The 25382-nt window shown below is 65.5% G+C and carries 22 protein-coding genes; 9 read left to right on the plus strand and 13 right to left on the minus strand.

Going from position 1 to position 25382, the window contains the following annotated elements; translation table 11 throughout:
* Positions 1-30: 30 nt before the first annotated feature.
* Positions 31-2922, minus strand: a complete 2892-nt coding sequence (uvrA, locus tag LH20_RS09470) for an excinuclease ABC subunit UvrA (protein WP_053553981.1) — start codon at positions 2920-2922, stop codon at positions 31-33.
* Between the two features lie 218 nt (positions 2923-3140).
* Here uvrA and LH20_RS09475 point away from each other — a divergent pair, with 218 nt between their 5' ends.
* Positions 3141-5189, plus strand: a complete 2049-nt coding sequence (locus tag LH20_RS09475; protein ID WP_053553982.1) for a M13 family metallopeptidase — start codon at positions 3141-3143, stop codon at positions 5187-5189.
* 5 nt (positions 5190-5194) lie between these two features.
* On the opposite strand, the gene LH20_RS09480 is transcribed toward LH20_RS09475, so the two are convergent.
* Complete coding sequence (locus tag LH20_RS09480) at positions 5195-6730, minus strand: BCCT family transporter (protein WP_053553983.1); 1536 nt, start codon at positions 6728-6730, stop codon at positions 5195-5197.
* A gap of 118 nt (positions 6731-6848) precedes the next feature.
* Between LH20_RS09480 and LH20_RS09485 the strand changes: the two genes are divergently transcribed.
* Positions 6849-7307 carry a hypothetical protein gene (locus tag LH20_RS09485; protein ID WP_053553984.1) on the plus strand — a complete coding sequence of 153 codons (459 nt, stop codon included), beginning with the start codon at positions 6849-6851 and terminating at the stop codon, positions 7305-7307.
* Positions 7308-7316: 9 nt separating this feature from the next.
* Here the strand turns inward: LH20_RS09485 and LH20_RS09490 are convergent, their stop codons facing one another.
* Positions 7317-7820 (minus strand): hypothetical protein, encoded by a 504-nt coding sequence (locus tag LH20_RS09490; protein WP_053553985.1) that lies wholly within the window; start codon positions 7818-7820, stop codon positions 7317-7319.
* A 227-nt stretch (positions 7821-8047) separates the two neighbouring features.
* Between LH20_RS09490 and LH20_RS09495 the strand changes: the two genes are divergently transcribed.
* A complete protein-coding gene (locus LH20_RS09495) occupies positions 8048-8386 on the plus strand; it encodes a UrcA family protein (RefSeq protein WP_053553986.1) in 339 nt (112 codons plus the stop codon).
* A 53-nt stretch (positions 8387-8439) separates the two neighbouring features.
* Here LH20_RS09495 and LH20_RS09500 read toward each other — a convergent pair whose 3' ends face one another.
* The 6 genes from LH20_RS09500 to LH20_RS09525 form a co-directional block, all read right to left on the minus strand.
* The gene (locus LH20_RS09500) at positions 8440-9171 is read right to left on the minus strand and encodes a LytR/AlgR family response regulator transcription factor (protein WP_053553987.1); all 732 of its coding nucleotides are present in this window, start codon (positions 9169-9171) and stop codon (positions 8440-8442) included.
* 1 nt (position 9172) lies between these two features.
* Positions 9173-10345 (minus strand): sensor histidine kinase, encoded by a 1173-nt coding sequence (locus LH20_RS09505; RefSeq protein ID WP_053553988.1) that lies wholly within the window; start codon positions 10343-10345, stop codon positions 9173-9175.
* Between the two features lie 88 nt (positions 10346-10433).
* Positions 10434-11894, minus strand: coding sequence for an MATE family efflux transporter (locus LH20_RS09510; RefSeq protein ID WP_235527169.1), 1461 nt, complete (start codon positions 11892-11894; stop codon positions 10434-10436).
* Positions 11891-14572 (minus strand): valine--tRNA ligase, encoded by a 2682-nt coding sequence (locus tag LH20_RS09515; protein ID WP_053553989.1) that lies wholly within the window; start codon positions 14570-14572, stop codon positions 11891-11893. The genes LH20_RS09510 and LH20_RS09515 overlap by 4 nt, the downstream gene beginning before the upstream one ends.
* Positions 14573-14726: 154 nt before the next feature.
* Positions 14727-16802, minus strand: a complete 2076-nt coding sequence (locus LH20_RS09520; RefSeq protein WP_053553990.1) for a S9 family peptidase — start codon at positions 16800-16802, stop codon at positions 14727-14729.
* 41 nt (positions 16803-16843) lie between these two features.
* Entirely contained in the window at positions 16844-17710 is an 867-nt protein-coding gene (locus LH20_RS09525; RefSeq protein WP_053553991.1) for a LysR family transcriptional regulator, read from the minus strand.
* A gap of 91 nt (positions 17711-17801) precedes the next feature.
* On the opposite strand from LH20_RS09525, the gene LH20_RS09530 reads away from it, so the two are divergent.
* Positions 17802-18170, plus strand: a complete 369-nt coding sequence (locus tag LH20_RS09530) for a hypothetical protein (RefSeq protein ID WP_053553992.1) — start codon at positions 17802-17804, stop codon at positions 18168-18170.
* 108 nt (positions 18171-18278) lie between these two features.
* Positions 18279-18563: a hypothetical protein gene (locus LH20_RS09535; RefSeq protein WP_053553993.1), complete on the plus strand. Its 285-nt coding sequence runs from the start codon at positions 18279-18281 to the stop codon at positions 18561-18563.
* Positions 18564-18566: 3 nt separating this feature from the next.
* Here LH20_RS09535 and LH20_RS09540 read toward each other — a convergent pair whose 3' ends face one another.
* The gene (locus LH20_RS09540; protein ID WP_083455369.1) at positions 18567-19853 is read right to left on the minus strand and encodes a Xaa-Pro dipeptidase; all 1287 of its coding nucleotides are present in this window, start codon (positions 19851-19853) and stop codon (positions 18567-18569) included.
* A complete protein-coding gene (gene ypfJ / locus LH20_RS09545; protein ID WP_053553994.1) occupies positions 19826-20728 on the minus strand; it encodes a KPN_02809 family neutral zinc metallopeptidase in 903 nt (300 codons plus the stop codon). Before ypfJ ends, LH20_RS09540 begins: the two co-directional genes overlap by 28 nt.
* Positions 20729-20894: 166 nt before the next feature.
* On the opposite strand from ypfJ, the gene LH20_RS09550 reads away from it, so the two are divergent.
* The 3 genes from LH20_RS09550 (at position 20895) to LH20_RS09560 (ending at position 23733) form a co-directional block, all read left to right on the plus strand.
* On the plus strand, positions 20895-21680 hold the full coding sequence (locus tag LH20_RS09550; RefSeq protein WP_053553995.1) for a 3-hydroxybutyrate dehydrogenase: 786 nt from the start codon (positions 20895-20897) through the stop codon (positions 21678-21680).
* 77 nt (positions 21681-21757) lie between these two features.
* Entirely contained in the window at positions 21758-22396 is a 639-nt protein-coding gene (locus LH20_RS09555; protein WP_053553996.1) for a DUF4893 domain-containing protein, read from the plus strand.
* A 17-nt stretch (positions 22397-22413) separates the two neighbouring features.
* Positions 22414-23733, plus strand: coding sequence for an amidohydrolase (locus LH20_RS09560; RefSeq protein ID WP_053556205.1), 1320 nt, complete (start codon positions 22414-22416; stop codon positions 23731-23733).
* Here LH20_RS09560 and LH20_RS09565 read toward each other — a convergent pair.
* Positions 23730-24497, minus strand: coding sequence for a crotonase/enoyl-CoA hydratase family protein (locus LH20_RS09565; protein WP_053553997.1), 768 nt, complete (start codon positions 24495-24497; stop codon positions 23730-23732). The two genes, LH20_RS09560 and LH20_RS09565, sit on opposite strands and share 4 nt — an antisense overlap.
* 265 nt (positions 24498-24762) lie before the next feature.
* Between LH20_RS09565 and LH20_RS09570 the strand changes: the two genes are divergently transcribed.
* Positions 24763-24951 (plus strand): hypothetical protein, encoded by a 189-nt coding sequence (locus LH20_RS09570; RefSeq protein WP_053553998.1) that lies wholly within the window; start codon positions 24763-24765, stop codon positions 24949-24951.
* A gap of 61 nt (positions 24952-25012) precedes the next feature.
* On the opposite strand, the gene LH20_RS09575 is transcribed toward LH20_RS09570, so the two are convergent.
* On the minus strand, positions 25013-25312 hold the full coding sequence (locus LH20_RS09575; RefSeq protein WP_053553999.1) for a hypothetical protein: 300 nt from the start codon (positions 25310-25312) through the stop codon (positions 25013-25015).
* Positions 25313-25382: the final 70 nt, after the last annotated feature.

A 25382-nucleotide genomic window follows, 5' to 3' on the forward strand; every position in this document is an offset into this window, starting at 1 on the left:
GCCCAGGACGTCTGACCGCCGCCCCTGCCCCTATTTGGCGAGCAGCGGCGCCAGATATTGCCCGGTAAAGCTGCGCGGGCTTTTCGCAACCTCTTCCGGCGTGCCCGCGGCGACGATTTCACCGCCCTTGACGCCGCCTTCGGGGCCAAGGTCGACGATCCAGTCGGCGGTCTTGATGACGTCGAGGTTGTGCTCGATCACCACCACGCTGTTGCCCTGGTCGACCAGAGCCTGCAGCACCTCCAATAGCTTGCGGACATCCTCGAAATGAAGTCCGGTGGTCGGCTCGTCGAGAATATAGAGCGTCTGCCCAGTGGAGCGCCGTGACAGCTCTTTTGCAAGCTTCACGCGCTGCGCTTCGCCGCCGGAGAGCGTCGTCGCCTGCTGCCCGACCTTGATATAGCCAAGCCCGACACGGCAGAGCATCGCCATCTTGTCGCGGATCGCGGGGACCGCCTTGAAGAATTCGGCGGCGTCCTCCACCGTCATGTCGAGCACGTCGGCGATGCTCTTGCCCTTGAACTTCACCTCCAGCGTCTCGCGGTTGTAGCGTTTGCCGTGGCACGTCTCGCACGTCACATAGACGTCGGGCAGAAAGTGCATCTCGATCTTGATAAGGCCATCGCCGGTGCAGGTCTCGCAGCGCCCGCCCTTGACGTTGAAGCTGAAGCGCCCCGGCTTGTAGCCGCGCGCCTGCGCCTCGGGCAGTCCCGCGAACCAGTCGCGGATCACCGTGAAGGCGCCCGTATAGGTCGCTGGGTTCGACCGCGGGGTGCGGCCGATCGGTGACTGGTCGATGTCGATCACCTTGTCGCAATGCTCAAGGCCCGTGAGCGCCTCGTGCGGTCCTGCGACCAGCCGGGCGCCGTTGAGCGTCCGCGCCGCGCTCGCATAGAGGGTGTCGATGACGAGGCTCGATTTGCCCGAGCCCGAGAGGCCGGTGACGCAGGTGAAGGTGCCAAGCGGGATCTTCGCGGTGACATTGCGAAGATTGTTCGCCCGCGCGCCCTTCAGCGTGAGGTCGAACCCATTGCCGGGGCGGCGGTGTTTCGGGACTTCGATCTTCTTCGCGCCCGTCAAATAGGCGGCGGTAAGGCTCTTCTTGTTCGCGAGCACCTGTTTGAGCGGGCCTTCAGCAACGATCTCGCCGCCGTGGACGCCGGCCCCCGGGCCCATGTCGACGACATAGTCGGCGCTGCGGATCGCATCCTCGTCATGCTCGACGACAATGACCGTGTTGCCAAGGTCGCGGAGGCGCTTGAGTGTCGCAAGCAGCCGGTCATTGTCGCGCTGGTGAAGGCCGATCGAGGGTTCGTCGAGGACGTAGAGCACGCCCGAGAGCCCGCTGCCGATCTGGCTCGCAAGGCGAATGCGCTGGCTCTCGCCGCCCGAGAGCGTGCCGCTGGTGCGGTTCAGGTTGAGGTAGTCGAGCCCGACATTGTTGAGGAAGCCGAGGCGCTCGTTGATTTCCTTCAGGATCGCATGGGCGATCTGCCTTTGCTGGTCGCCGAGCTTCTCCTCGAGCGTGCCGAACCAGTGTAGCGCGTCGGCGACGCTGCGCCGCGCGGACTGGCTGATGTCCTCTCCTGCAATCTTGACCGCGAGCGGCTCGGGGCGCAAACGCGCGCCGTGGCACGTCTCGCACGGCTGCGCGGTCTGATATTTGCCGAGTTCCTCGCGCATCCACGCGCTCTCGGTCTGCAGCATGCGCCGGTTGAGATTGCCGATGACGCCTTCGAAGGCCTTGTGCGTCGTATAGGTGCGGCGCCCGTCCTTGAAGGTGAGCTCAACGGGCTTTCCGCCGCTGCCGTAAAGGATGACCCGCTGCACCTCGCCCGGCAAGTCCTGCCACGGCGTGTCGAGCGAAAAACCATAGGCTTTGCCCAGACTCTCGAGCACCTGCATATAATAGGGGGAAGGCGGGTTCGATTTCGCCCAGGGTACGACCGCGCCCTTCTTGAGGCTCAGCGCGTGATTGGGAACGACGAGTTCGGGGTCAAATTCGAGCCGTTCGCCCAGCCCGTCGCACGCGGGACACGCGCCCTGCGGCGCGTTGAAGCTGAAGAGGCGCGGTTCGATCTCCGCGATGGTGAAGCCTGAAACGGGGCAGGAGAATTTCTCGCTGAAGATCAGGCGATTGTCCGGTATCCCGGCGCCCTTCATCGCGCCGCCGATCTCGCCCTCGCGTCCGGGAACCTTCCCGTCAGCCATGTCGACATAGGCGACACCTTCGGCGAGTTTGAGCGCCGTTTCGAAACTGTCGGCAAGGCGCGTCTCAATGCCTTCGCGCACCACGATGCGGTCGACGACAACCTCGATGTCATGCTTGTATTTCTTGTCGAGCGCGGGCGCCTCTTCGATCTCGTAGAAGGTCCCGTCGATGCGGACGCGGGTGAAGCCCTCCTTCTGCCACTGCGCGAGTTCCTTTCGGTACTCGCCCTTGCGGCCGCGCACGACGGGGGCAAGCAGATAGGCGCGCGTGCCCTCGGGCAGTTCCATCACCCGGTCGACCATCTGGCTGACCGTCTGCGCCGAAATCGGCTCGCCGGTCGCGGGCGAATAGGGGATGCCGACCCGCGCCCAGAGCAGGCGCATATAGTCGTAGATCTCGGTCACCGTTGCGACGGTCGAGCGCGGGTTGCGGCTCGTCGTTTTCTGCTCGATGCTGATCGCGGGCGACAGGCCGTCGATATGTTCGACGTCGGGTTTCTGCATCATCTCGAGAAACTGGCGCGCATAGGCCGACAGGCTCTCGACATAGCGCCGCTGTCCCTCGGCGTAGATGGTGTCGAAGGCGAGGCTCGATTTGCCCGAACCCGAAAGCCCGGTGATCACGATGAGGCTGTCGCGCGGCAGGTCGACGTCGACGCCCTTCAGATTATGCTCGCGCGCGCCGCGCACGGAGATGTGAGTGAGACTCATGGGGGAGGCTTGTTCCAGATTTGTTCTTGGTGCGCAAGAGGTGAGCGCGAGCATGGGAACATGGGAGGTGCCGTGGCAAACCGCAAGGCCGCCGCGGGGGCTCCCTTCTGTTCGTCGAACCGATTCCGCCGCTTGCCACAAAGCCCGTGCGAGCTGGCTCCCTCTCCATCATGCGGGGGATATCGCCCTCATGGGCAAAGTCACAACGGGGATTTGGGATGAAGAGATTTCTGCTTTTGTCGGCAGCGTCGCTCGCGCTCGCTGGCTCGGCCGTGTGGGCACATTCGGATGAGGCGCCGCAGGCGCAATCAGCGCCCGCGGACGCTGCCTCGCTCAAACCGCTGCGCTTTGGCAGCTGGGGCGTCGACCTTGGCGCGCGCGACATTTCGGTGCGGCCAGGTGATGATTTCGATCGCTACGCCAACGGCAGCTGGTTTCGCCGCACCGAAATCCCCGCCGATCAGGCGTCGGCGGGGGTCGACTATGACGTCTATAACCTCACCCAGCGTCAGCTCAGCGCGCTAGTCATCAGTGCGCCGGCGTCGGGGCAGGTCGGGGGCCTCTATCAGAGCTTCATGGACGAGGCGCGCATCGAGGCGCTGGGCGCAAAACCGCTGATGGCCGACATCGCCCAAGTCGAGGCGATCAGGGACAAGGCCGAAATGGCCCGCTTCATGGGGCGCTCGCAGGGCGCTTTCGGCGCCAGCATCGTCGGCGGCGAGCCTTATGCCGACACCGCCGATCCGACGGTAAATGTGCTGTGGCTGGGCCAGGGCGGGATCGGGCTTCCCGACCGTGAATATTATCTGTCGGACGACTTCAAGACGCAGCGCGACGCCTACCGCGCCTATATCGTGCGCACGATGAAGCTGATCGGTAACGCCGCGCCTGAACGCGCGGCCGATGCGATCATGGCGTTCGAGACCGAAATCGCGAGGGCAAGCTGGGCAATCGCCGACCGGCGAGATCTTGGCAAGATCAACAATCCGATGTCGTCGGCGGAGCTTGCCGCCTATGCGCCCGGGCTCGACTGGGATGCCTGGTTCGCTGGCGCCGGCATTGCCGCCCAAAAGCGGATCATCGTCAACGAGAAGAGCGCTCTTCGGGACATTGCGGCCGTCTACGCGAGAACACCGCTCGGCACGATCAAGCTGTGGCAGATGTTCCACGTCGCCAATAATGCCGCGCCCTATCTGCCGAAAGCGTTCGTCGACAATCGGTTCGAATTCGCCAAGGCAATGAGCGGGGTCAGCGAGCAGCGCCCGCGCTGGAAGCGCGGGCTGACGCTGGTCGACGGCAGCCTCGGCGAGCTGGTCGGCGAAACCTATGCAAGGCAATATTTCCCGCCGAGCGCCAAGGCGAAGATGGAAGCGCTCGTTGCCAACCTCAAGCTTGCGATGGGCGACCGCATCCGCGGTAACAGCTGGATGGCACCCGCGACCAAGGAGGCCGCCCTTGCCAAGCTTGAAAAGATGGACGTCATGGTGGGCCATCCCGACAAGTGGCGCGACTATAGAGGTCTCAAGATCGATCCCGCCGATCTTTACGGCAACGTCCAGCGCAGCGCCGCGTTCGAATATGCCTATGCGCTGAGCGAGCTCAACCAGCCTGTCGACCGCAAGAAATGGTCGATGAACCCGCAGGAAGTGAATGCCTATAATGGCGGGCTTGAAAACAAGATCGTCTTTCCCGCTGCGATCCTGCAGGCCCCCTATTTCAGCGAGAGCGTCGACGATGCAGTGAACTATGGCGCGATCGGCGCGGTCATCGGCCACGAGATCACGCACGGCTTCGACGACCAGGGGCGCAAGATCGACGCGAACGGCGCGGTGCGCGACTGGTGGACCAAGGAAGATGCAGCGCGCTTCGAAACGCAGGCAAGGCGTTTCGGCGCGCAATATGCGACCTATGAGGCGGCGCCGGGGGCCTTCATCAACCCTGATCTCACGATGGGCGAGAATATTGCCGATCTTGCCGGACTCGAGGTCGCCTACGATGCCTATCACCGCTCGCTTGGGGGCAAGGAAGCCCCCGTTATCGACGGGCTGACGGGCGACCAGCGCTTCTTCCTCGCCTTCGCCCAGGCGTGGCGCGACAAGGCGCGCGACGATGCAATCCGGCAGCAGGTCGCGAGTGACGAGCATAGTCCGGCGCGCTGGCGCATCATCGGTCCGCTTCGCAATGTCGATGGCTGGTACAAGGCGTTTGGCGTGACGGCCGACGCCAAATATTATCTGAAGCCAGAGGATCGCACCCGGATCTGGTAAGGCGCCTATCCTGGCTGTGCGGGGGCCATACCCTTGCGCCCCCGCACGGCCATCACGCCCAGCGACAAGGCGGCCCCCGCAATCACGAAGAGCGCCGGAAAACCGCCGAGCACCGACATCATGCGAATGCCGTCGATACCCGATGCGGCGACGAGGACGATCGCAACGAGTCCGACAGTCGTGCCCCAGACGACCTGGACGGCGAGCGGCGCCTCGGGCGCTTCGGGTGAGATACCGTGCGTCGAGAGCGCGCTCATCGCCGAGACATTGGCATCGGCGCCCGCGACATAGGAGAGGAAGATCGCGAAGAGTACGGCCGCAGTGACGAAGGAGCCGCCGCCCAGCGCGTCGAACAGGCGGAACAGCACGGGATCGGGCCCTTCGCTGGCGAGGATGGCATAGAGGCTTGCGCCGCTATGCTGATCGATGGCGATCGCCGCGCCGGCGATCGCCGTCATCCAGAGCGCGCCGAACAGTGCCGGGAGGATGAGGTTCATCAAGATGAAGGCGCGCACGGAATAGCCGACCGCGAGCCGCCCGAGAAACAGCGCGGTCACCGGCGCCCACGCGAACCAGTTCGCCCAGTTGAAGATCGTCCACTGCCGATGCCAGTCGGCATCGACGTCGAGCCCGAGGTTGCGGGGAATGAAGGTGCGCACATAGTCCGCGCCGCCTCTCAGCGACAGGCCGAGCATCTCGGTCAGTGGTCCTGCGGCGAGAACAAAGGCGATGATGGCGAAGAAGAGCCAGGTGTTGAGGACCGACAGGCCCGCGATCCCCTTTTGGAGCCCGGTTGCGGCCGAAATGAGGAAACTCGCGACGATCAGCCCCGCTATGGCCCAGCGAAGCGGCACCCCGCCCACAAAGCCGCCCAGCCCCTCAACGCCGCCGGCAAGCGACAGGATGCCGGCGCCGAGCGAGGCTGCCATTCCGGCGACGAGCGCGTAGAGACAGAGGATGTCGACCGCAGAGCCGACCGGCCCGTGCGCGCGCTGGCCGAGCAGCGGCACGAAAAGGGAGGAGAGACGAAAGGGCTCGCGCCGGTTGTAGTAGATGATGGCGAAGGCGAGCGCGGCAACCGTGTAGATCGCATAGGGCGTGAGCGTCCAGTGAAGGAACATCGTCGACATGGCGAAGGTCGCCGCACCATCGCTGCCCGGCACAAGCCCCAGCATCTTCGGAGGCGCGTTGAGGTGGAAGAGCGGCTCGGCGACGCCCCAGAAAAGGATGCCCGTCGCGATCGTGGTGCACAAGGTGACCGCGAACCAGCGCCAACGGCCGAGCAGCGGCCTTGCGTGGGGTCCACCGATGATCGACCCGCCGAAGGGCGAGAGCGCGATCGCTGCGAGCAGCGCGAGAAAAAGGACGCTCGCGACCGTGAAGACGGGTCCGAAGCGCAGCAATATCCAGTCGTTGAACGCGGTCTCAAGAGCAAGGAAGGCCGTCCCTCGCCAAAGGCTTGCGCCAAGGGCGGTCGCGAGCACGGCGAGGGGGATGAGGAACACCGGGCGGTTGATCGAGCGGGGTAGGGGCGCTGTCATGAAGCCGCCAGCATGACGAGGCGATCCGTAGGCGTCAAATAGGGCGGGCGAGGGGAACGCAATTTAAGGCGAGGCGTTTTCGGGCAGACGATTTTCCAGGTGAAGAAGGAGCGCTTCGATGACGAAGGCGATTTTGACAGCGATTGGCACTCTGGCGCTGCTCGGCGCGGGATCCGCCGCTGCCTTTCAGAGCGAGACGCAAGCGCCGCCGGCTGAGCAGCCCGAAAGCGTGCCCGCCGACCTCGATGCCGTGGCCGCTGACCTTGCCAGGGACAAGGAAGCCGCCGACGGCACCACGCCTGAAGAGCGTGCGAACACCGCGCGGCTCAACGCGGAGCAGGCCGCCCGCGCGAGGGCGGAGAATGTCGCATACGAACAGCAGGTCGCCGCGATCGCACAGGAACAGGCGGCGGCTGAGGCTGCCTATGCCGAAGAGACCGCCGCGTACGAAGCGGAGAAAGCCAGGGTCGCCGCCGAGGCCGCCGCGCAGCGCCAGCAATGGGAAGCCGACGTCGCCGCCTGCAGGGCCGGCGATACGACACGCTGCGCCCAGCCCGCTTCGCCGCCGAAGCCCTAGCTTAGCGCCCTATTCGTTGGCGGCCGGAATCGGTACGGCGACGGGGCGAGGCGCCCCGGGCACCATTTCGTCGGAAAGGACGAGCAGCCGCGAGCCGGCCACCGCGCGCTCGTCGGGCTCGGGCGGGAGCGCGGGCGCAGCCTCCTCAAAGCCTCCTCCATAGCGATAGTCATCCTCGATCGCCGGAGACGGCGCATAGTCGATGAAAACAGCGTCGGGCGGATCAAAGGCATCGGCCTCATAGGCTGCAAAGGCGCGCGTCGGCGGCACATATCCCCCGGCGCAGCCATCGCAGAGCGAGGCCGGCAAGACGTCGGCGCCGACAGCATCGGGGTTGCTGCTGAGCTCAGCGTAACTCGCGTGCGCCGGGCTCGATGCGGAGAAGCGTTCGCCGACAACGAACTGGCCAAGCATCATTCCGCTGATCGCGCCCGCACCGGCAAGGAGCAGGCCGAAAAGTGCCGCCTTGGCGAGCGCATCTGCGCTGCGTCGTGATCCCCCATTCCGGGCCATGCGGGATCAACGCCAAAAGCTGCGCAGAGGTTGCACAGCCGACGGCCGGCCATTCGTCGATGCTTGAACGCCTTTCGTCTCCCTATCGAGGAGGCGCCGTGACCCGTCGAACATCGCATGCGCCTGCCGCACGATCGGGGCATCACGAGCATGCGGGATAGGAGGCAGCGGTCTCCCCGGTCCGGGCCCTCTATTCCGCATCCCCTTGGTTCGAAAGGACTATTTCGATGGCGAAACTTCCCCTCATATTCCTCGCGGTTCCCCTTGTCGCGACCGGCGCACCCGCCGCGGCGACCGAGGGCGGCGCGGGGCGGCAAGTCCTGGTGTCCTATAGCGACCTTGATCTTGCGAGCGCCGACGGACGCAGAAAACTGACTGCGCGCGTCAAACGCGCATCACACGAGGTTTGCGGAGGCCGCTCGACGGTCCGCCCGAACCTCAGCGAGATTCTGGCGTACCGCGAATGCCGCGCTGCGGCGATGCGGAGCGCTGAGCCCCAACTCGCCAGCCTTTTTTCCGGCCAGAAGCTGGCGGACGGAGGTCCCTTGCACGTGGCGGCCAATTGACCGAACCGTGCCGGAAAGCGGTCATGCCTCGTGCATGACCGCTTTCGCGCAGCCTAAGGCTGCATGATGGTCTTGACGTCGTGGAGATAGGTGCGGCCGATGCGGTGAAGGCCGCCTTCGCCAAGATCGACGCTCCAAGCGCCGTCGCCATGGTGCTTTAATCCGACGATGCCGTCCCGGCGGACCATTTTCGAGCGGTGGATCCGCATGAACTGATCGGGGTCCATCCGCGCCTCGAGCGACTTGATCGTCTGGTGTATGAGCCAGCTGCGTCCGCCCACATGAAGTCGCATATAGTCGCGCTCGGCCTCAATGAGGTCGACCTGGTTCGCGTCGATGCGCAGCATCTCGCCGCGATTCTGGACCCAGAATTCGCTGATCCACCGGCTTTTGCGTGCACGGCCATGGTCGCTCGCGCGCCATTCGCGCACCCGCGCCAGCGCGCGCGCGAGCCGGTCGGGCGACACGGGCTTGAGAAGATAGTCGACCGCGGCCACGTCGAAGGCAGCGACAGCATAGCGGTCGAAAGCCGTCACGAAGACCACCGCGGGGGGATTGTCGAGCTTGTCGAGCGCGGAGGCGACCTCGAGCCCGTTGAGGTCGGGCATCGCAATGTCGCAGAGCAGGAGGTCGGGCGCGAGCGCCTCGACCATTCGCAGCGCCGAGGCGCCGTCGCTCGCTGTGCCCACCAGCGACACATTGTCCTGCTGCCCGGCAAGGATCTGCAGCCGCTCGATCGCGAGCGGTTCGTCGTCGACGATCAGGGTTCTCAGCGTCTGGGTCATGTCAGCAGCCTTCGCGGGAGAGCGGCAGCCACAGCGAGACGAAGAAACCGCCGTTGTCCGAGCGGCCCCATTCGCAGCCCGCCGCGGGGCCATAGCGGGTCAGGAGGCGCTCGCGGACGTTGCCGAGACCCACGCCGGTGCCGGGCTCGGGCATCGGAACCGAAGGGTCGACGTCATTCTCGACGCGCAGCAGGAGGAGGCCATATTCGTGGCTCGCGGTGAGGCGAACGCCGATCTTTCCCTTGCTCGGCGCAACGCCATATTTGAGCGCATTCTCGATGATCGGCTGGAGGATCAGCACCGGGACGCAGGCGCCTTCCAAATCGGAAGGCACCTCGACCTCGACCTGCAAGCGGTCGGGAAAGCGGGCCTGTTCGATGTCAAGATAGAGCCGCTGCAGGGCGATTTCCTCGTCGAGGCTGACAAATTGCTCGGGATCGATTGCAAGGCTCGTGCGCAGGAATGCCGACAAATTCATGATCATCGCCTCGGCCTCGGCCTTCGACCCGCGCATCACGAGGGTCGAGAGCGAATTGAGCGTGTTGAACAGGAAGTGCGGATTGACCTGGTAGTGGAGCGCACGGAGCTGTGCGTTTTTTGCCTCGAGGCGATAATTGTTGGCGCGCCGCTCGACTGCGCGCATTTCATTCGCATAGCCAAAGGCAACGTAGAGCGCTGCCCAGACGGCGAAGAAGAAATACCAGCGGATTGAGCTGTCGAGGATCAGCACCATTTCCCAAGCCACGGGGAATTTGGCCTGCACCTCCGCGATGATCTTGTGCGTGTCCTCGGACGGGAACCAATAAAAGAAGACGAGCAGATTCACCGTCGCATAGACGATAACGAGGGGGATGGCGGCACCCATCGCGGCCGCGAGCCGCGCGCCGAAACTGCGGGGCTGGACGCGCTGGAGCAGCTGATAGAGAACGAAGGTACAAAAGATGCCCGCAACAACGACGATCGCGCGGCGGCCGATATAGGCCCATTGATCAGGCGCCCCCGACAGCAGGGCAAGGCCGGTGGTGATGAGAAAATAGAGCAGCCACATCGCGACGATCGAGCCAATCGCGACGCGCGGGTTGACGCGCGCATCGGAGGCGCGCCAGTCTGGGGCTGCAGCGAGGAACCGCGCGCGCTTGTCGCGCTGCAGGAGGCGGGGATCAGACGCGTTCATGATCCTTCCCTAACGCACGCTGTCGGCCAAAGACCAGCGCCCTCTTCGCCGCCAGTCGAAGCGATGGGGAGGTTTGTCGAATGCGCAATCAGTCCGAAGCTCCCGGCCCATGAAGCGCGCGGCGCCAATGGCCGCGCCGGTAGACGGCCCACGCCATGGCGAGCGCTGCGAGCGAAGAGAGCGGAAAGCTCCACCAGATCGCATCGCCGCCGAGCGCCGGGTAGCCGAATGCATAGATGCCGAGGCGGATCGGGAACATCGACAGGGCGAGAATGATCAGGGGAGGGATCACCGACCCGTTGGCACGCAGCGTGCCGATGATGACGATGGTGGTGCCGAAGGGGAGGAAGGTCCAGGTCGCGACAAGCTGGATATGGCGCGCGACCTCGACCGCTTCGCTGCCACGGCCAAGAAAGAGGCCGAGCGCCGCCCGGTCGAAGGCGAGGAGGAGGAGGATCAGCACGCCCGTCATCACGAGATTGATCGCGATCCCGCTATTGGTAATCGAGCCGACGCGGTCCCAGCGATGCGCGCCGATATTCTGCGCGGCCATCGCGCTCACCGCGGCGCCGACGGCGAGCGCCGGCATCTGGACATAGTTCCAAAGTTGGAGCGTCGCGCCATAGGCAGCCGCGGTCACGAGCCCTTCGCGGTTGACGAGGCCGACCATGACGAGACCCGCCCCGGAGATGACGAGCATCTGCGCGCCCATCGGCAACCCGCGCCCGATGATGAAGCGCAGCTCCTCCGCATCGGGGAGAAGATACCAAAGCTCGCGTCCGCGCAGGCGAAGCACATGGTCCTTGGCATAGAACCACCCAAGCATCGCGGCGAGGCTGATCGTCCCCGCAACTGCCGTCGCGAGCGCGCTTCCGGTGATGCCGAGCCGCGGGAAGGGGCCGAGGCCGAGGATGAGGACGGGATTGAGAATGATGTCGAGCACCACCGAGAGGATCATGAAGCGCAGCGGCGTCACCGCGTCCCCGGCACCGCGCGAGGCCATCATAAGCGTCACCATGAGCATGCTGGCAGGGATCGCGACAAAGGTGACGCGCAAATAGTCATGTGCGAGCGCGAAGGCCTCCGGCGGGGTCTCGAGAAGGCGCAGGATCGCGTCGGAGGCAAACCAGCCAACGACCGCGATGACCAGGGCAAAGACGAGCGCGAGCCCGATCGCTCCGCCGCTCGCGCGCCGCGCGGCGTCGATGTCGCCGCGGCCGATCGCCTGGCCGATGAGGACCGTTGCTGCCATGCCGAAACCGAAAAAGGTCGCAAACATGAGGAACATGATGATGTTCGCGTTGGCCGTCGCGGCGAGCGCGCTTTCGCCGAGGAATTGCCCGACCCAGACCGAGTTCACCGAACTTGAGAGCGTCTGGAGGATATTGGAAGCGAGCGTCGGCAGCGCGAAGAGGATCAGCGTGCGGGTAATCGGTCCGCCGGTCAGGTCCATGCTGCCGCCGCCGCGCGCCGTCTGGCGCGGTGGCACCGGCCCCGCCGGGGGGTCGGCCGCGGCTGCAACGGGTGGGGCAGGCTGGCCCGCGATCACCCCAGCCGCGCCAGCGCGGCGGTCAGACGGTCGGCTTCGGCCGTCTTGGCTGAATGATCAGCGCGCGCCTTTTCTACCGCTTCGGGCTTGGCCCGTTCGATGAAGCTTGCATTGCCGAGGCGTCCGGCGAGGCTGTCGCGCTCCTTCACCGCCGCGGCGAGCGCCTTGGTCAGCCGTTCGCGTTCGGCGGCAATGTCGATCACGCCTTCGAGCGGGATGGTGATCGTCTCGCCCTCGACGACGAGCTGCGCCGAGGCTCCGGCCGGCGCGGGATCGAAGCGGATCGCCTCGAGGCGCGCGAGGCGGTCGAGCTGCGCTGCGAGCCTCTCGGTGCGGGCCTTGAGCGAGGCTGGGAAATGCCCGGTCAGCCGCGCCCCCGGCGGAAGGCCAAGTTCGGCCTTTGCACCGCGCAGCTCGCGCACCAGCTTGATGAGCCAGTCGATATCGGCGCTGGCTTCGGCGTCGCGCGCGGCGCTTGGCGCGGGCCATTTCGCGGTAATCAGGGGATAATTTTCCCGGTCGCCAAGACCGGTCCACAGCTCTTCGGTGATGAAGGGCATGAAGGGATGGAGCATGACGAGGATCTGGTCGAGGACCCAGCCTGCAGTGGCCCTCGTCTCGTCATCGATCGCGCCCTTGATCAGCTCCAGATACCAGTCGCAGAACCGGTCCCAGGCAAAGCTGTAGACAGCATTGGCTGCATCATCGAAGCGATACGCGGCAAAGGCGCGTTCCATCTCGGCCACCGTGTCTGCAACCTCGCTGATGATCCAGCGGTTGACCGGCAGGCTCGCCGCCGGCGCCTCGAGGCTCGTCGATGCCGAAATGCCATTGGCTTCGCAAAAGCGCGCGGCATTCCAGAGCTTGGTTGCAAAATTGCGATAGCCTGCCAGACGCGCGTCATCCATCTTGATGTCACGGCCCTGGCTTTCCATCGCCGCCATGAAGAAGCGCAGCGCATCGGCGCCATATTGGTCGATGAGCCCGAGCGGGTCGACGACATTGCCCTTCGACTTCGACATTTTCTGGCCATCGGGCGCGCGCACGAGGCCGTGGAGGTAGAGCGTCTTCCACGGCACCTCGCCCATGAAGTGCATGCCCTGCATCGCCATGCGCGCATCCCAGAAGAAGAGGATGTCGAAACCCGAGACGAGTACGTCGTTCGGGTAATGGCGGCGGAGCATCTCGGTATCCTCGGGCCAGCCAAGGGTCGCAAAGGGCCAGAGCGCCGAAGAGAACCAGGTATCGAGAACGTCGGGGTCGCGCTCGAGCTTCACCCCCGCACCGGCCTCGGCCTGCGCTTCCTCTTCGCTCTCGGCGACGAAGATATGGCCCTCGCCATCGAACCACGCCGGAATCCGGTGTCCCCACCAGAGCTGGCGCGAGACGCACCAGGGCTGGATATTCTCCATCCAGTTGAAGAAGGTCTTTTCCCAGCTCTTGGGCACGATGGTGATGCGCCCGTCGCGCACGGCCTCGATCGGCGCCTGCGCGAGTTTTTCGGCATCGACATACCATTGATCGGTGAGCCAGGGCTCGATCACCACGCCGCCGCGGTCGCCAAAGGGGGTCTGGATCGTGCGCGGTTCAGCGTCATGTTCATTGCCCTCCTTGTCGACGTGCGGGATGAGGAAGCCCAATTCCTTCATCTGCCTGACGACAAGTTCGCGCGCGCCATCGGTGCCGTCGCGGCGGAAACGGTGGAGGCCGAGATATTCCTCGGGAATGAGCCCGTCGCTCGTCTGGATCACATTCGCGTCACCGTCGAACATGTTGAGCATCTCGCCGGGCTTCATTCCCGCACGCTTGCCGACCTCGAAGTCGTTGAAATCATGCCCCGGCGTAATCTTCACCGCGCCGCTCCCGAGTTCGGGGTCGGCATGCTCGTCGGCGACCACCTTGAAGCGCCGGCCGGTGATCGGCTGGAGGATCTCCTTGCCGATCACGCTCTTGTAGCGTTTATCGTCGGGGTGCACCGCGACCGCCATGTCCGCGAGCATCGTCTCGGGGCGCGTTGTCGCAACCTCGATATAGTCGCGCCCGTCGTCGAGCGTGACGCCGTCGGCCAGCGGATATTTGAAGTGCCAGAATCGGCCCTCGACCTCGTGGTTTTCAACCTCGAGGTCCGAGATCGCGGTCTTGAGCTTGGGGTCCCAGTTCACGAGCCGCTTGTCGCGGTAGATCAGCCCCTGGCGGTACAGGTCCACGAAGACCTTGGCGACCGCGCGGTTCAGCCCTTCGTCCATCGTGAAGCGCTCGTTCGCCCAGTCCATCGAGCAGCCGAGGCGGCGAAGCTGGCCGGTAATCTGGCCGCCGCTTTCCGCTTTCCACTGCCAGACCTTCTCGACAAATTCCTCGCGCGTATAGTTGGTGCGCTTGTCTTGCCGCTCCTCCATCTGGCGCTCGACGACCATCTGGGTCGCGATGCCGGCATGGTCCATGCCGACCACCCAGAGCGCATCCTTGCCGCGCAGCCGCTCGTAGCGGATGAGCACGTCCTGCAGCGTATTGTCGAGCGCGTGGCCAATGTGCAGCGCGCCAGTCACATTCGGCGGCGGATTGACGATCGTGAAGGGTTCGGCATCGGGGCGCGCCGGGCGATAAAGCCCGCGGTTTTCCCATTCATGGGCCCATTTCGCCTCGATTGCGGCGGGATCGAAGGTTTTTTCCATCGGCATAGCCGAGCGCCTTTGCCAGCCATGGTGCGGCGCGGCAAGGGGGTAGCCGCATCGCTCGACGTTCCATCGAAGAAAGCGGGGAGCTCCCCGCGAGCAGAGGCTCGCGGGGGGCTTCCCGACGCCGCTCGGTGCAAAGAGTTCAGGCGAGAGTGCGCTACTTCTTCAAATAGCTTCCCAGCCAGTTAAACACAGTCTGGTGCCACTGAACGCTGTTCGCGCCCTTCAGCACCCAGTGATTTTCGTCGGGGAAGACGAGCAGCTGCGAGGGAATGCCGCGGCGCTGGAGCGCGGTGAAGGCGGCGATGCCTTGCGTATAGGGAATGCGGAAATCCTTCTCGCTGGTGATGACCAGCATCGGCGTTTTCCACTTGGCGACGTGGTTTACCGGGTTCCATTTTTCGAACTCTTCGGGAACCTCGAAATAGGCGCCGCCATGCTCCCATTCGTCGAACCACAGCTCTTCGGTCTCATAGGCCATGGCGCGCGCATCGAAGACGCCGTCGTGCTGGACGAGACATTTGAAGCCATCGGTCCACTGGCCTGCGATCCAGTTCATCATATAGCCGCCGTAGGAGGCCCCGAGCGCGCAGGCGTTGGCGATGTCGAGCTGCGCATCCTGCTTGCCGGCCGCAGCGAGGCCGAGCTTCAAATCCTCGAGCGGCTTGCCGCCCCAATCCTTGTTGATGCTGTCGGTGAAGGCCTGGCCGTATCCTGTCGATCCGTGAAAATCGACGGTGACGACGCCGTAGCCTTGCTGGGCGAAGAGGCGCGGATTCCAGCGCGTCGACCAGCTGTTGCCGAAACTCGACTGCGGGCCGCCGTGGACGATGAAGGCAACGGGCAGCTTCGCGGCGGCGTCTTGGGGCTTGAGGATCATGCCCCAGACCTTGTCGCCATTCGCGCCTGAGAACTCCATGCGCTCGATCTTGACCGGGTCGAAGGCTGCGAGGCTCTCGGCATTGACGGCAGTGATCTGCGCGACCTTGCCCCTGGCGTCGCGGACATAGACGTCGGTCGGCAGCAGCGCGGTGTTGCGCGTGTAAAGAAGGTCGCCCCCCGCGAGCGGGGTCACATCGCTGATATTGCCATCATGGGTCTCGTTTGAAGCCTTCAGCCGCTCGACCTTGCCGCTCGCAACGTCGACGCGGAAGACGGGGTGATCGAGCACGTCTTGCGCGGTGACGTAAAGCGCCTTGCCGTCCGGCGCCCAGGCAATCGAGGCGACCGAGCGATCCCATGCATCGGTGAGCTTGCGCGTCTCGCCATTTGCAAGATCGCGCAGCATCAACACCTGCCGGTCGGCTTCATAGCCAGGGCGCTCCATCGCCGCATAGGCGAGCCACTTGCCGTCGGGCGAGGGTGCTGGAAGCGTGTCGGTCGCCTGATTGGCTTCGGTAAGATTGATCGGGGCGATACGCGCGTCGACCTTCGCCTGATAAATGTCGAGATTGGTCGAGCGCGGTTCGTCGCGGTCGGCCTTGCGCAGGGTGAAATAGACAGTCCGGCTGTCGGTTCCCCAGGCAAGTTCCTCGCCGCCGCCAAAGGGCTTGGAGGGGGTATCGCCGACCAGGCCGCCGTCGATTGCGCGAGCGGCGGTCGCCTTGCCGTCGACGAGATCGAAGACAAAGGGGCGGCTGTAGGTGCCCGGCGTTTCCCACTGGTCCCAATGGCGCACGAAACCCGCGCCGTCCTTGTAGAGGCGGCCGCTGCCGGGGCCGACGAGCGCGCCCTTGTCCTTGGCATCGCAGCCAAAGCTCGTGCATTCCTTGGCGATATCGCCCCAGGCGAGGAGGCGGGTTCCGTCCGGCGACAGCTTGAAACCCGCGACATCGGCCTTCTCGTTCGTGACCTGCGTTGCCTCGGCTGTCGGGGCGGCAGGATCGATGCGCCACACCTGACTGCTGCCCGACGCGTCGGAGATGAAGAAGAGCGTGCCATCCGGGTGGAAGGCGGGCGAGGTTTCATTTTTCCCCGGCACGTCGGCGAGGCGGACGGGCTTTGCGGCCTTTGCCTTACGGTCGACAAGCCAGAGGCCCGTCGAGCGCTTGTAGCTGCCCTCTTCGGTTTCGGTCATCTGGAAGGCAACCCAGCGGCCATCGGGGGAGGCGGTGGGTGCTGCGACGCGCTTCAGCGTCGCAAGATCGACCTCGGTCATCGGCCGGGCGAGGGAGGGCGTGGCGCACAGGGCGGCGGCGAGCGCGATCGCGCTAGGGAGGAGATGGTTTCGCATGAAAACGGTTTAGCCGAGAAGACGAAGCGTTCAAGGGGCGATCACAGGCGAGTGATAATGGCGCGGTCTGCCGCCAAGCTTTGCCGAACCAGCTCCGCCTCTTCCGTCGCAAGTGCGCGGACCGTGCCGACAAGATAGATCGCGTTGGAACAGGGCGGGCCGCAGGGTGCAAGACCGAAGGCCGCGCAGGCGTCGGCAGGTGCAATCGTTGCGCCCCGTCCCGCTGCCACGCTGGCAAGCGCCTCCTCCAGTTCGTCGAAATGATCGTGGCGGGGAAGGTTCGGCGGTTGTCCGCCGAGCGCCTCGGCGAACCATCGGGCGAAGACATATTCATATTCGTCGTAGGTGACAAAGCGAAAGGACCCGTCTTGCACCGCGGCCACAGGGTCGGCGCCGTCAGCGCCCACGAGGACAAGTTCTTCGCTGGCGACAATCCTTGCCTCGAAGGTTGCGGCGACGACGGGGCGATAGGTGACAGCCAGATCGATCTCGCCTTGGGTGAGCGCGCCGATCAGCGCATCGTGACGATCGGTGCGCAGGAGCAGCGACTGCGTTGATGCGAGCCGCGGCAGCAGGGCGGGCACGAGCCGATACCGTCCAAATCCCGTTACCGCGCCGAGCCGGAGCGGCGGCGGCGCCTCGGCCGGGTCGCTCGCGCTGGCGCACGCGCGATCGATATCGCCGAGCGCGCGGCCGATCGCATCGAACATGGTCCGGCCCTTGTGCGTAAGCCGGATAGAGCGGCCGACGCGCTCCGTGAGCGCGGCCCCGACCTCGCGCTCGAACCGGCGCAGGTCTGCGTGGACGGCGGGCGGCGATTTGCCGAGCCGCTCGCCTGCCGCCGAGATGCCGCCGGCAACTCCCACCGCGTGGAAGACCATCGCCCGGCGAAGCATGTTTCCGTTCATTCTTCACCTCAGATGAATTAAATATAGGAAATTTCCAAATTATCGAATGATATTTTCCTTCCTACACCTGCTCGCGAAAGGAGAGACGGGCATGAGAGGATTGAAAGCGGCCACGGCGCTTGCAGCAGCGGTGCTCACCGCCCCCGCCTCAGCAAGGGCGCCGGTCACGCAGAACGAGGGTATCGCGCAATTCTACAGCTACCGCCTTGCAGACCGCGCTGCGTTCGAGGCGGGCTACCGCGAACATCTTGGCTGGCATGCCCGTAATGGCGATCCCCTCGTGTGGTACGCCTGGACGGTCCAGACGGGTCCGCGCCGCGGCCTGTTCATCGACGCGACGGCTGGTACCAGCTTTACCGCTCTCGACCGGCGCGTGAAGCCCGCCGAGGATGGCGCGGACTTTCGCCGGACGGCCGCGCCCCATGCGGTGGCTCTCGACGTGGAAACATGGGAGCTGTGAGCGGGCGTATCGACGGCGACGCCGCTGGAGGACAAGCGTCCCAGCGCCATCGTCGATGTCTTCCGGGTCGACGTATCGCCCGGCGATACAGCGGCATTCGAAAGGGCCATGACGGCCCTTGCCACGCCGAGCAGGCAAGCGGGCGTGCGACTGAGCTGGTACCGGCGACTGCGCGGCGGGGACGGACCAGCCTATGTCGCCATGCTGGCGCGCGAGGATTGGGCCGGGCTCGGGGCGGCGGGCGGAACATTTGCGGCCATGCTGACGCGCGTCTACGGCGCGACCGACGGCGAGGTGGAGGAGGTGCTCGGCGCGGTTTCGGGGCTTGGCGTCGAGAGCTGGACCTACGAACCGAGGCTTTCGCTGATCCCCGGGACGCCGCTTGCTCCTTGAAGGTCAGCGAACGATCGCGCCGCCCTTCATCACATGGTCGATCTTTTCAAGGACGGTGATGTCGGCGAGCGGATCGGCCTCGACCGCCACCAAATCCGCATAGCGCCCGGGCAGAATCGCTCCCACGTCGCTGCGGCCCATTTCCTCGGCGGCTCGGGCGGTTGCCGCCTCGATCGCCTCCATCGGGCTCATCCCATATTTGACCATGTTGGCGAACTGCCGGGCGTTGAGCCCGTGCGGATAGACGCCGGCGTCGGTGCCGTAGCCAATCTTGACCCCGATCTCGACCGCGCGGCGAAAGGCGGCGCGCTGGGTCTCGGTGGTCTCACGGTTCTTGCGCAGATATTCCTCGGGCCAGCCCTCGCGCGTGCCCTCCTCATCGATATAGGTGCCGTTGTATATGTCCATGACGAGCCAGGTGCCGTGCGCCTTTGCCATCAGGAGCGCTTCTTCATCGGCGAGACTGGCATGTTCAATGCTGTCGACCCCGGCGCGGATCGCATTCTTGATCCCCTCGGCGCCATGCGCATGCGCGGTGACGCGCTTGCCGCGTGCGTGCGCGACCTTCACCACTGCGCGAAGCTCTTCCTCGGTGAGTTCGGGCGCGCCGGGCTCGGTCCCGATCGCGAGCACCGCGCCGGTCGCGATCGTCTTGATGAAGTCGGCGCCGTGGTCGAGGAGAAAGGCGGTTTTGGACGCCGCTTCTGCAGGGGTGTCCGCAACGCCGAGGCGCATGTCGGGGGGCAGCTCCTCGTTCGGGACGACGCCGTTCAATTCGCCGCCGCCTTTGGGCGTGGTGATATAGGCCCCTGCGACCCACATGCGCGGACCCGGCACGTCGCCGCGATCGATCGCATTGCGCAGCGCGACATCGGTGAGCCCGCGATAGGTTCCGACGTCGCGAACGCTCGTGAACCCCGCCTCGAGCGTCACGCGGGCGTTGCGCGCGCCGACCAATGCGGTCTCGGCGGGCGAGGCGTTCATCGGCGCGGCAAGGTCGGCGCTCTGGCCAAGATCGGCGAGGTGCGTGTGAAGGTCAATGAGGCCGGGCAGCACGGTATAATCCGACCAGTCGATCCGCGTCGCTCCTCGAGGCGCCGCTCCGCAGGGTCCCACCGCAGCAATGCGTTCGTCTGCGATGGTGATGCACTGGCCGCTCTGCACCTCGCCCGACACGCCGTCGATGAGTCGTCCTGTCTCGACATAAAGCGTTGCTGCCCAAGCGGGGGCGGCCGCGGCGAGGGCGACCGCGAGCGCGGCGGTCAGATGGACGCGCTGAAGGTGTCGCACTGGCGCGGATCCCCCGTTTGCAGGCCGCGGCGCAGCCAGGTCATGCGCTGCGCGCTCGTCCCGTGGGTGAAGCTTTCGGGCACCGGCCTCTGGCCCGCCGAGCGCATCAGCGTGTCGTCGCCGATCGCATTGGCGGCCGTCATGGCCTCCTCCATGTCGCCCGCTTCCATGACGCTCTGGCCATCGCGCGTGCGCGCGCGCGCGGCCCACACGCCGGCGTAGCAGTCGGCCTGAAGCTCCATACGGACCTGGAGCGCGTTGCCCTCGGCCTGCGAGGCGCGCTGCTGGCGCTGGCGGACCTGGTCTGAAATGCCGGTGATCGTCTGGATATGATGGCCGACCTCATGCGCGACGACGTAAGCCTGCGCGGCATCGCCGGCGGCACCGAAGCGCTGTGCGAGCTCATTGAAGAAGGCGGTGTCGAGATAGACGCCCTGATCGGCGGGGCAATAGAATGGGCCCATTGCAGCCTGCGCGGCTCCGCAGCCCGACTGGTTCTGATCGGTGAAGAAATTGAGCGTCGGCTTTCTGTAGCCGTTGATGACGCTGCCCCAAACCTGATGCGTCGAACCGAAGACATTGCACGCGAATCTTTCCGCCTCGGTGTCGCAGGCGACATTGGCGCCGCTGCGGCTGTCGGCCATCGGATCGGCCGTGCCGCCGCCGGTGCTGAGCATGTTCGCGCCGGGTCCCAAGAAGACAAAGGCGAGGACGCCGAGGAGGATGATGGTCCCGCAGCCCATCTTGCGCCCAAGCAGCATCGGGAGCAGCCCGAAGAGAAGGCCGCCCATGCCGCCGCCGCCGCCACCGAACCCGCCGCCGCCGCGGCCGAGGTCGCGGATGTCGTCGCCGGGATCATAATCGTCGAGGCGCATGGGAATTCTCCAGCCGGTTGCCGTGTCTTGCGCCCGTTGTGGCAGCAGCGCGGGCCCTTGGGAAGAGGCTTAAGGGCGGGCTTGCAAAGCCAGTCCCCGCGGTTCACCTAGCGGGAGTTCCGCGCGCGCCCCTCACGATCTCCCCTTGGCAAAGAAAGGACAAGCTGTGCATCTTAAAGGCAAGACCGCTCTCGTGACCGGATCGACCTCGGGCATCGGGCTCGGCATCGCGAAGGCGCTCGCCGCGCACGGCGCCAACATCATCATCAACGGTTTTGGCGATGCCGATGCCATCGAGGCCGAGCGCAAGGCGCTCGAGGGGCTGAACGGCGCCAAGGCCGCCTATGACGGCGCTGATCTCACAAAGCCCGCGGCGATCGAGGCGATGTTTGCGCGCGCCGAGGCGGACATGGGCGGGGTCGATATTCTGGTGAATAATGCCGGCACGCAGTTCGTGTCGCCGATCGAGGATTTCCCGGCCGAGAAATGGGACCTCATTCTTGCGCTCAACCTCTCGTCGGCGTTCCACGCGATCCGCCTTGCCGTGCCGGGGATGCGAAAGAAGAAATGGGGGCGGATCATCGGGACCGCCTCGGCGCATTCGCTGGTCGCCTCACCTTTCAAATCGGCCTATGTCGCCGCAAAGCATGGACTTGCCGGGCTCACCAAGACGGTGGCGCTCGAGGTCGCAGACGCGGGGATCACGGTCAATTGCATCAGCCCCGGCTATGTCTGGACCCCGCTCGTTGAAAATCAGATCCCCGATACGATGAGGGCGCGCGGGCTGACGCGCGAGCAGGTGATCAACGACGTGCTGCTCGCGGGCCAGCCCACCAAGCAGTTCGTGACCGTCGAGCAGGTCGCAGCGCTCGCGGCCTTCCTCACCCGCGACGAGGCCGCCAATATTACCGGCGCCAACCTCAGCGTCGATGGCGGCTGGACCGCCGCCTGATGGGATAAGAGCCCGCCCCTTGAGGATTTTTTCCCCTTTCCCTAAGCATGGGCGGGGACCAGACCAGGAGAGGGATTATGTGGGGGCGCAGCAAGCTGATTTCTCTCGCCGCGGGGAGCCTTGCCCTTTGCGCATGCCAGGCGGTGCCGCCGGTGCCGCCCTCGGCTGCCGACACGCCCGCGGCGGGCACATGGCGCGCGACCGCGACCGAGCAGGACCGTGCGCGCATCCGCAACTGGTACAAAAGCTGGGAGATGGCGCTCGCGGACGCGCGGGCGCGGGGATATGGCGCCGACATCGAGCGCGAGGGGGTGCTGCTCGATCCGATGGCGGCGCTGCCGAACCCGCACCTGCCCGCGGGCGAGTATCGCTGCCGCACGATCAAGGTCGGGGCGCAGACGGGGACGCTCGGCTACATCGCCTATGACTGGTTCCGCTGCCGCGTCGCGGCCGAGCAGGGGCTCGAGAGCCTCACAAAGCTGACCGGATCGCAGCGCCCGGTCGGACTGATCTTTCCCGATAATCTGAAACGGCAGGTCTTCTTGGGCACGCTCGAGCTCGGTGACGAGACGGTTCCGGTTGATTACGGCAGCGACCGGATGCGCGACATGGCGGGGCTGATCGAGAGGATCGGCGACAATCGCTGGCGGCTGGTGCTTCCTGCCCCCGCCTATGAATCGCTGCTCGACATCATCGAACTGGTGCCGGCCGCTTGAGGGGGAAGGGGCGAATGATGCGGATTTTATGGGCAGGAGCGGCCGCCCTCGCAATAGCGGTGCCTGCCGCGGCCGAGACGCTCGGCGATCAGGTGCAGCGCGAGATGCCCTCGCTGATGGCGATCTACGCCGACCTTCACGCGCATCCTGAACTCAGCTTTCACGAGGTCCGCTCGGCGGGGATCCTCGCGGCCGAGGCGCGAAAGCTCGGATTTGACGTGACAGAGAGGGTGGGCGGAACGGGCGTCGTTGCGGTCATGAAGAATGGCGCGGGGCCGGTGGTGCTTGTCCGCGCCGACATGGACGGACTACCGGTGAGCGAGCAGACGGGCTGGCCCGGCGCCTCGAAGGTGCGCGTGACGACCGACGAGGGCGTCGAGACAGGCGTAATGCACGCCTGCGGCCATGATACGCACATGACCAGCTGGATCGGCGTCGCGCGGCTCATGGCCGCAAACAAGACGCAGTGGTCGGGGACGCTGGTGATGGTGGGCCAGCCTGCCGAAGAACGCGGCGCGGGCGCACGGATGATGCTCGAGGACGGGCTCTACACCCGCTTTCCAAAGCCCCAATATGCGCTCGCTTTTCACGATGCGGCGCAGGTTCCCGCCGGCATGATCGGCTATACGCCAGGCTATGCCCTCGCGAACGTGGACAGCGTCGACATCACGGTGAGAGGCGCGGGCGGCCACGGCGCCTATCCCCACACGACAAAGGACCCGATCGTTCTTGCAAGCCGGATCGTCGGCGCGCTCCAGACGCTGGTTTCGCGTGAGGTGAGCCCGCTCGATTCGGCGGTGGTCACCGTCGGCAGCTTTCACGCCGGGGCGAAGCACAATATCATCCCCGACGAGGCGAAACTGCAGCTCACGGTGCGCAGCTACAGTGACGCGGTGCGGGACCAGCTTCTGGCCGGCATAGCCCGCATCGCGAAGGGCGAGGCGCTTGCGGCGGGAATTCCGGATGACCGGATGCCGATCGTCAAGGTCGACCGCACCGAATATACCCCCGCAACCTACAATACGCCCGACTTCACCGAGGAGATGGCGGCGCTCCTGAAGGCGCGCTTTGGTGAAGCGCGCGTCGTCCAGATGCCACCGGTCATGGGCGGCGAGGATTTCGGCCGCTATGGCCGCGAGGACAAGGGCATCAAGAGCATGATCTTCTGGGTGGGCGGCGTGCCGCCGGCGGAGATCGAGGCGGCGAAGAGGGACGGGCGCGCGCTGCCGAGCCTCCATTCTCCCTTCTGGGCTCCGGATGCATCGACCGTTATTTCTACTGCGACCGAGGCGCTGGGAGCGATGACCCTGAAGCTGATGTCGAAACAGGGCGATTAGTCGCCCTTGAAGTCCTCGAACGATCCTCCGCGTCCAGCGCCTTTCGTGAAGCGCGCCGCGCCCTCGGCTGCGCCTTTGCCGAGCGGGGCAAGCCCTGCATGGGCCTCGTGCGCGAGCGCATCGGCGAGCCCCACATCCCACTGACGATAGACGCTCATCCGGTCGCTCCGCATGCAAAGCTGCGGGAAGGCTGCGATCTGCCTTGCGAGCGTGATCGCTGCGGGCAAGGCTTCGCCGTCCGGGACGAGGCGGTCGGCGAGGCCGATGCGCTGCGCCTCCTCTGCCGCGACGGCGCGCCCGGTCAGGATCATGTCGAGCGCGCGGCCCTGGCCAATAAGGCGCGGCAGGCGCACGGTTCCGCCGTCGATCAAGGGCACCCCCCAGCGCCGACAGTAGACGCCGAAGACCGCGCTTGCGGCGACGACGCGCAAATCGCACCAGAGCGCAAGTTCGAGCCCGCCCGCGACGGCATGGCCTTCGACCGCGGCAATCACGGGCTTGTCGAGGAGCATCCGCGTCGGCCCCATGGGGCCGGGGCCATCGGGGTCGTAGCGGGTCGCCCCGACCGCCTGAAGATCAAAGCCCGCGCAGAAATGCCCCGCGCTGCCGGTGAGGATCGCGACGCACGCATCCTCGTCCGCTGCAAAGGCGGCGAAGGCCTCGCGCATCGCCGCGGCGGTCGCTGGATCCACCGCATTGCGCTTTTCAGGCCGGTCGATGGTGACGATCGTGACGGGGCCATCGCGAGCGACGAGAAGGGACATGGGCTTTCCTTCGGGCGAGCAGGGGGAGAGAGGGGGTTTCGTCCGCGAGCATGGCGGATCGATCAAAGGGTTGAAAGCCCCAGGGCGCGATCCTAGATAGCTCTTATGCGGGCCGGGCCCCTCTGGCGCCTTCGCGACTTTTTGTTGCGGGCGTGATGTCGGACCGCATCGGGTGACACCGATGCTTTGCGGCCCAGCTCTCCCCCCTCATACGGGCCCCGGCATCGGCGTCACCTGTCTTGAGCATGCTCAATCAGGAGGCCTTATGTCCGTGAATTCCCGCATTATTCGCTTTACCCAGTGGCACCTGCAGCTCGACGAAGCTGTGCAGCGCGAGGCGCGCCAGCGCGGTGCCACCTTTCGGCTGCTGCGCCTCCAGGCGCTTCGGCTCACCATCAAGCAGAGGCTCGCAGCCTTGATGCGGCGGCCCCTTTCACGCCCTTTGACCGGGTGAACGATAAGCGCAACGCGCTGCCCTTCCGGGCGGCGCGTTTCGCCCGCCGAGGCGCGGCGCGTCAGATCGCCAGAATCAGCGTGTCGTCGTCGCGCGGCGCTGCCGCTTCGAAGCTTGGCAGCGGTTCAAAGCCATCGTCGAGAACCTCGGGCGCCCCCAGCCCGTCGAGCTTGAAGAGACCAAGGCGCCGCTCGTCGTCCGAACGCCAGTTCTTGCCGAGGTTGAGGGCGCTGACGAACAGGTCGCCGCGCCGCTCGAACATCAGATGCGGTGCAAGCATCATGCGGTTGCCGTTGTAATTGGCTGCCACCATGCGCCGGCGCGCAATGGCTTCCATCATCTTCAGTCGGGTGTCGTTCATGGGGGGAGAGTCGCAAATCAGTTTCGTTGTGCAATGCACCATAAACGATGAGCGACACCGGTGGCAAGCC

It is taken from the genome of Sphingopyxis sp. 113P3 (assembly GCF_001278035.1).
Classification (GTDB): domain Bacteria; phylum Pseudomonadota; class Alphaproteobacteria; order Sphingomonadales; family Sphingomonadaceae; genus Sphingopyxis.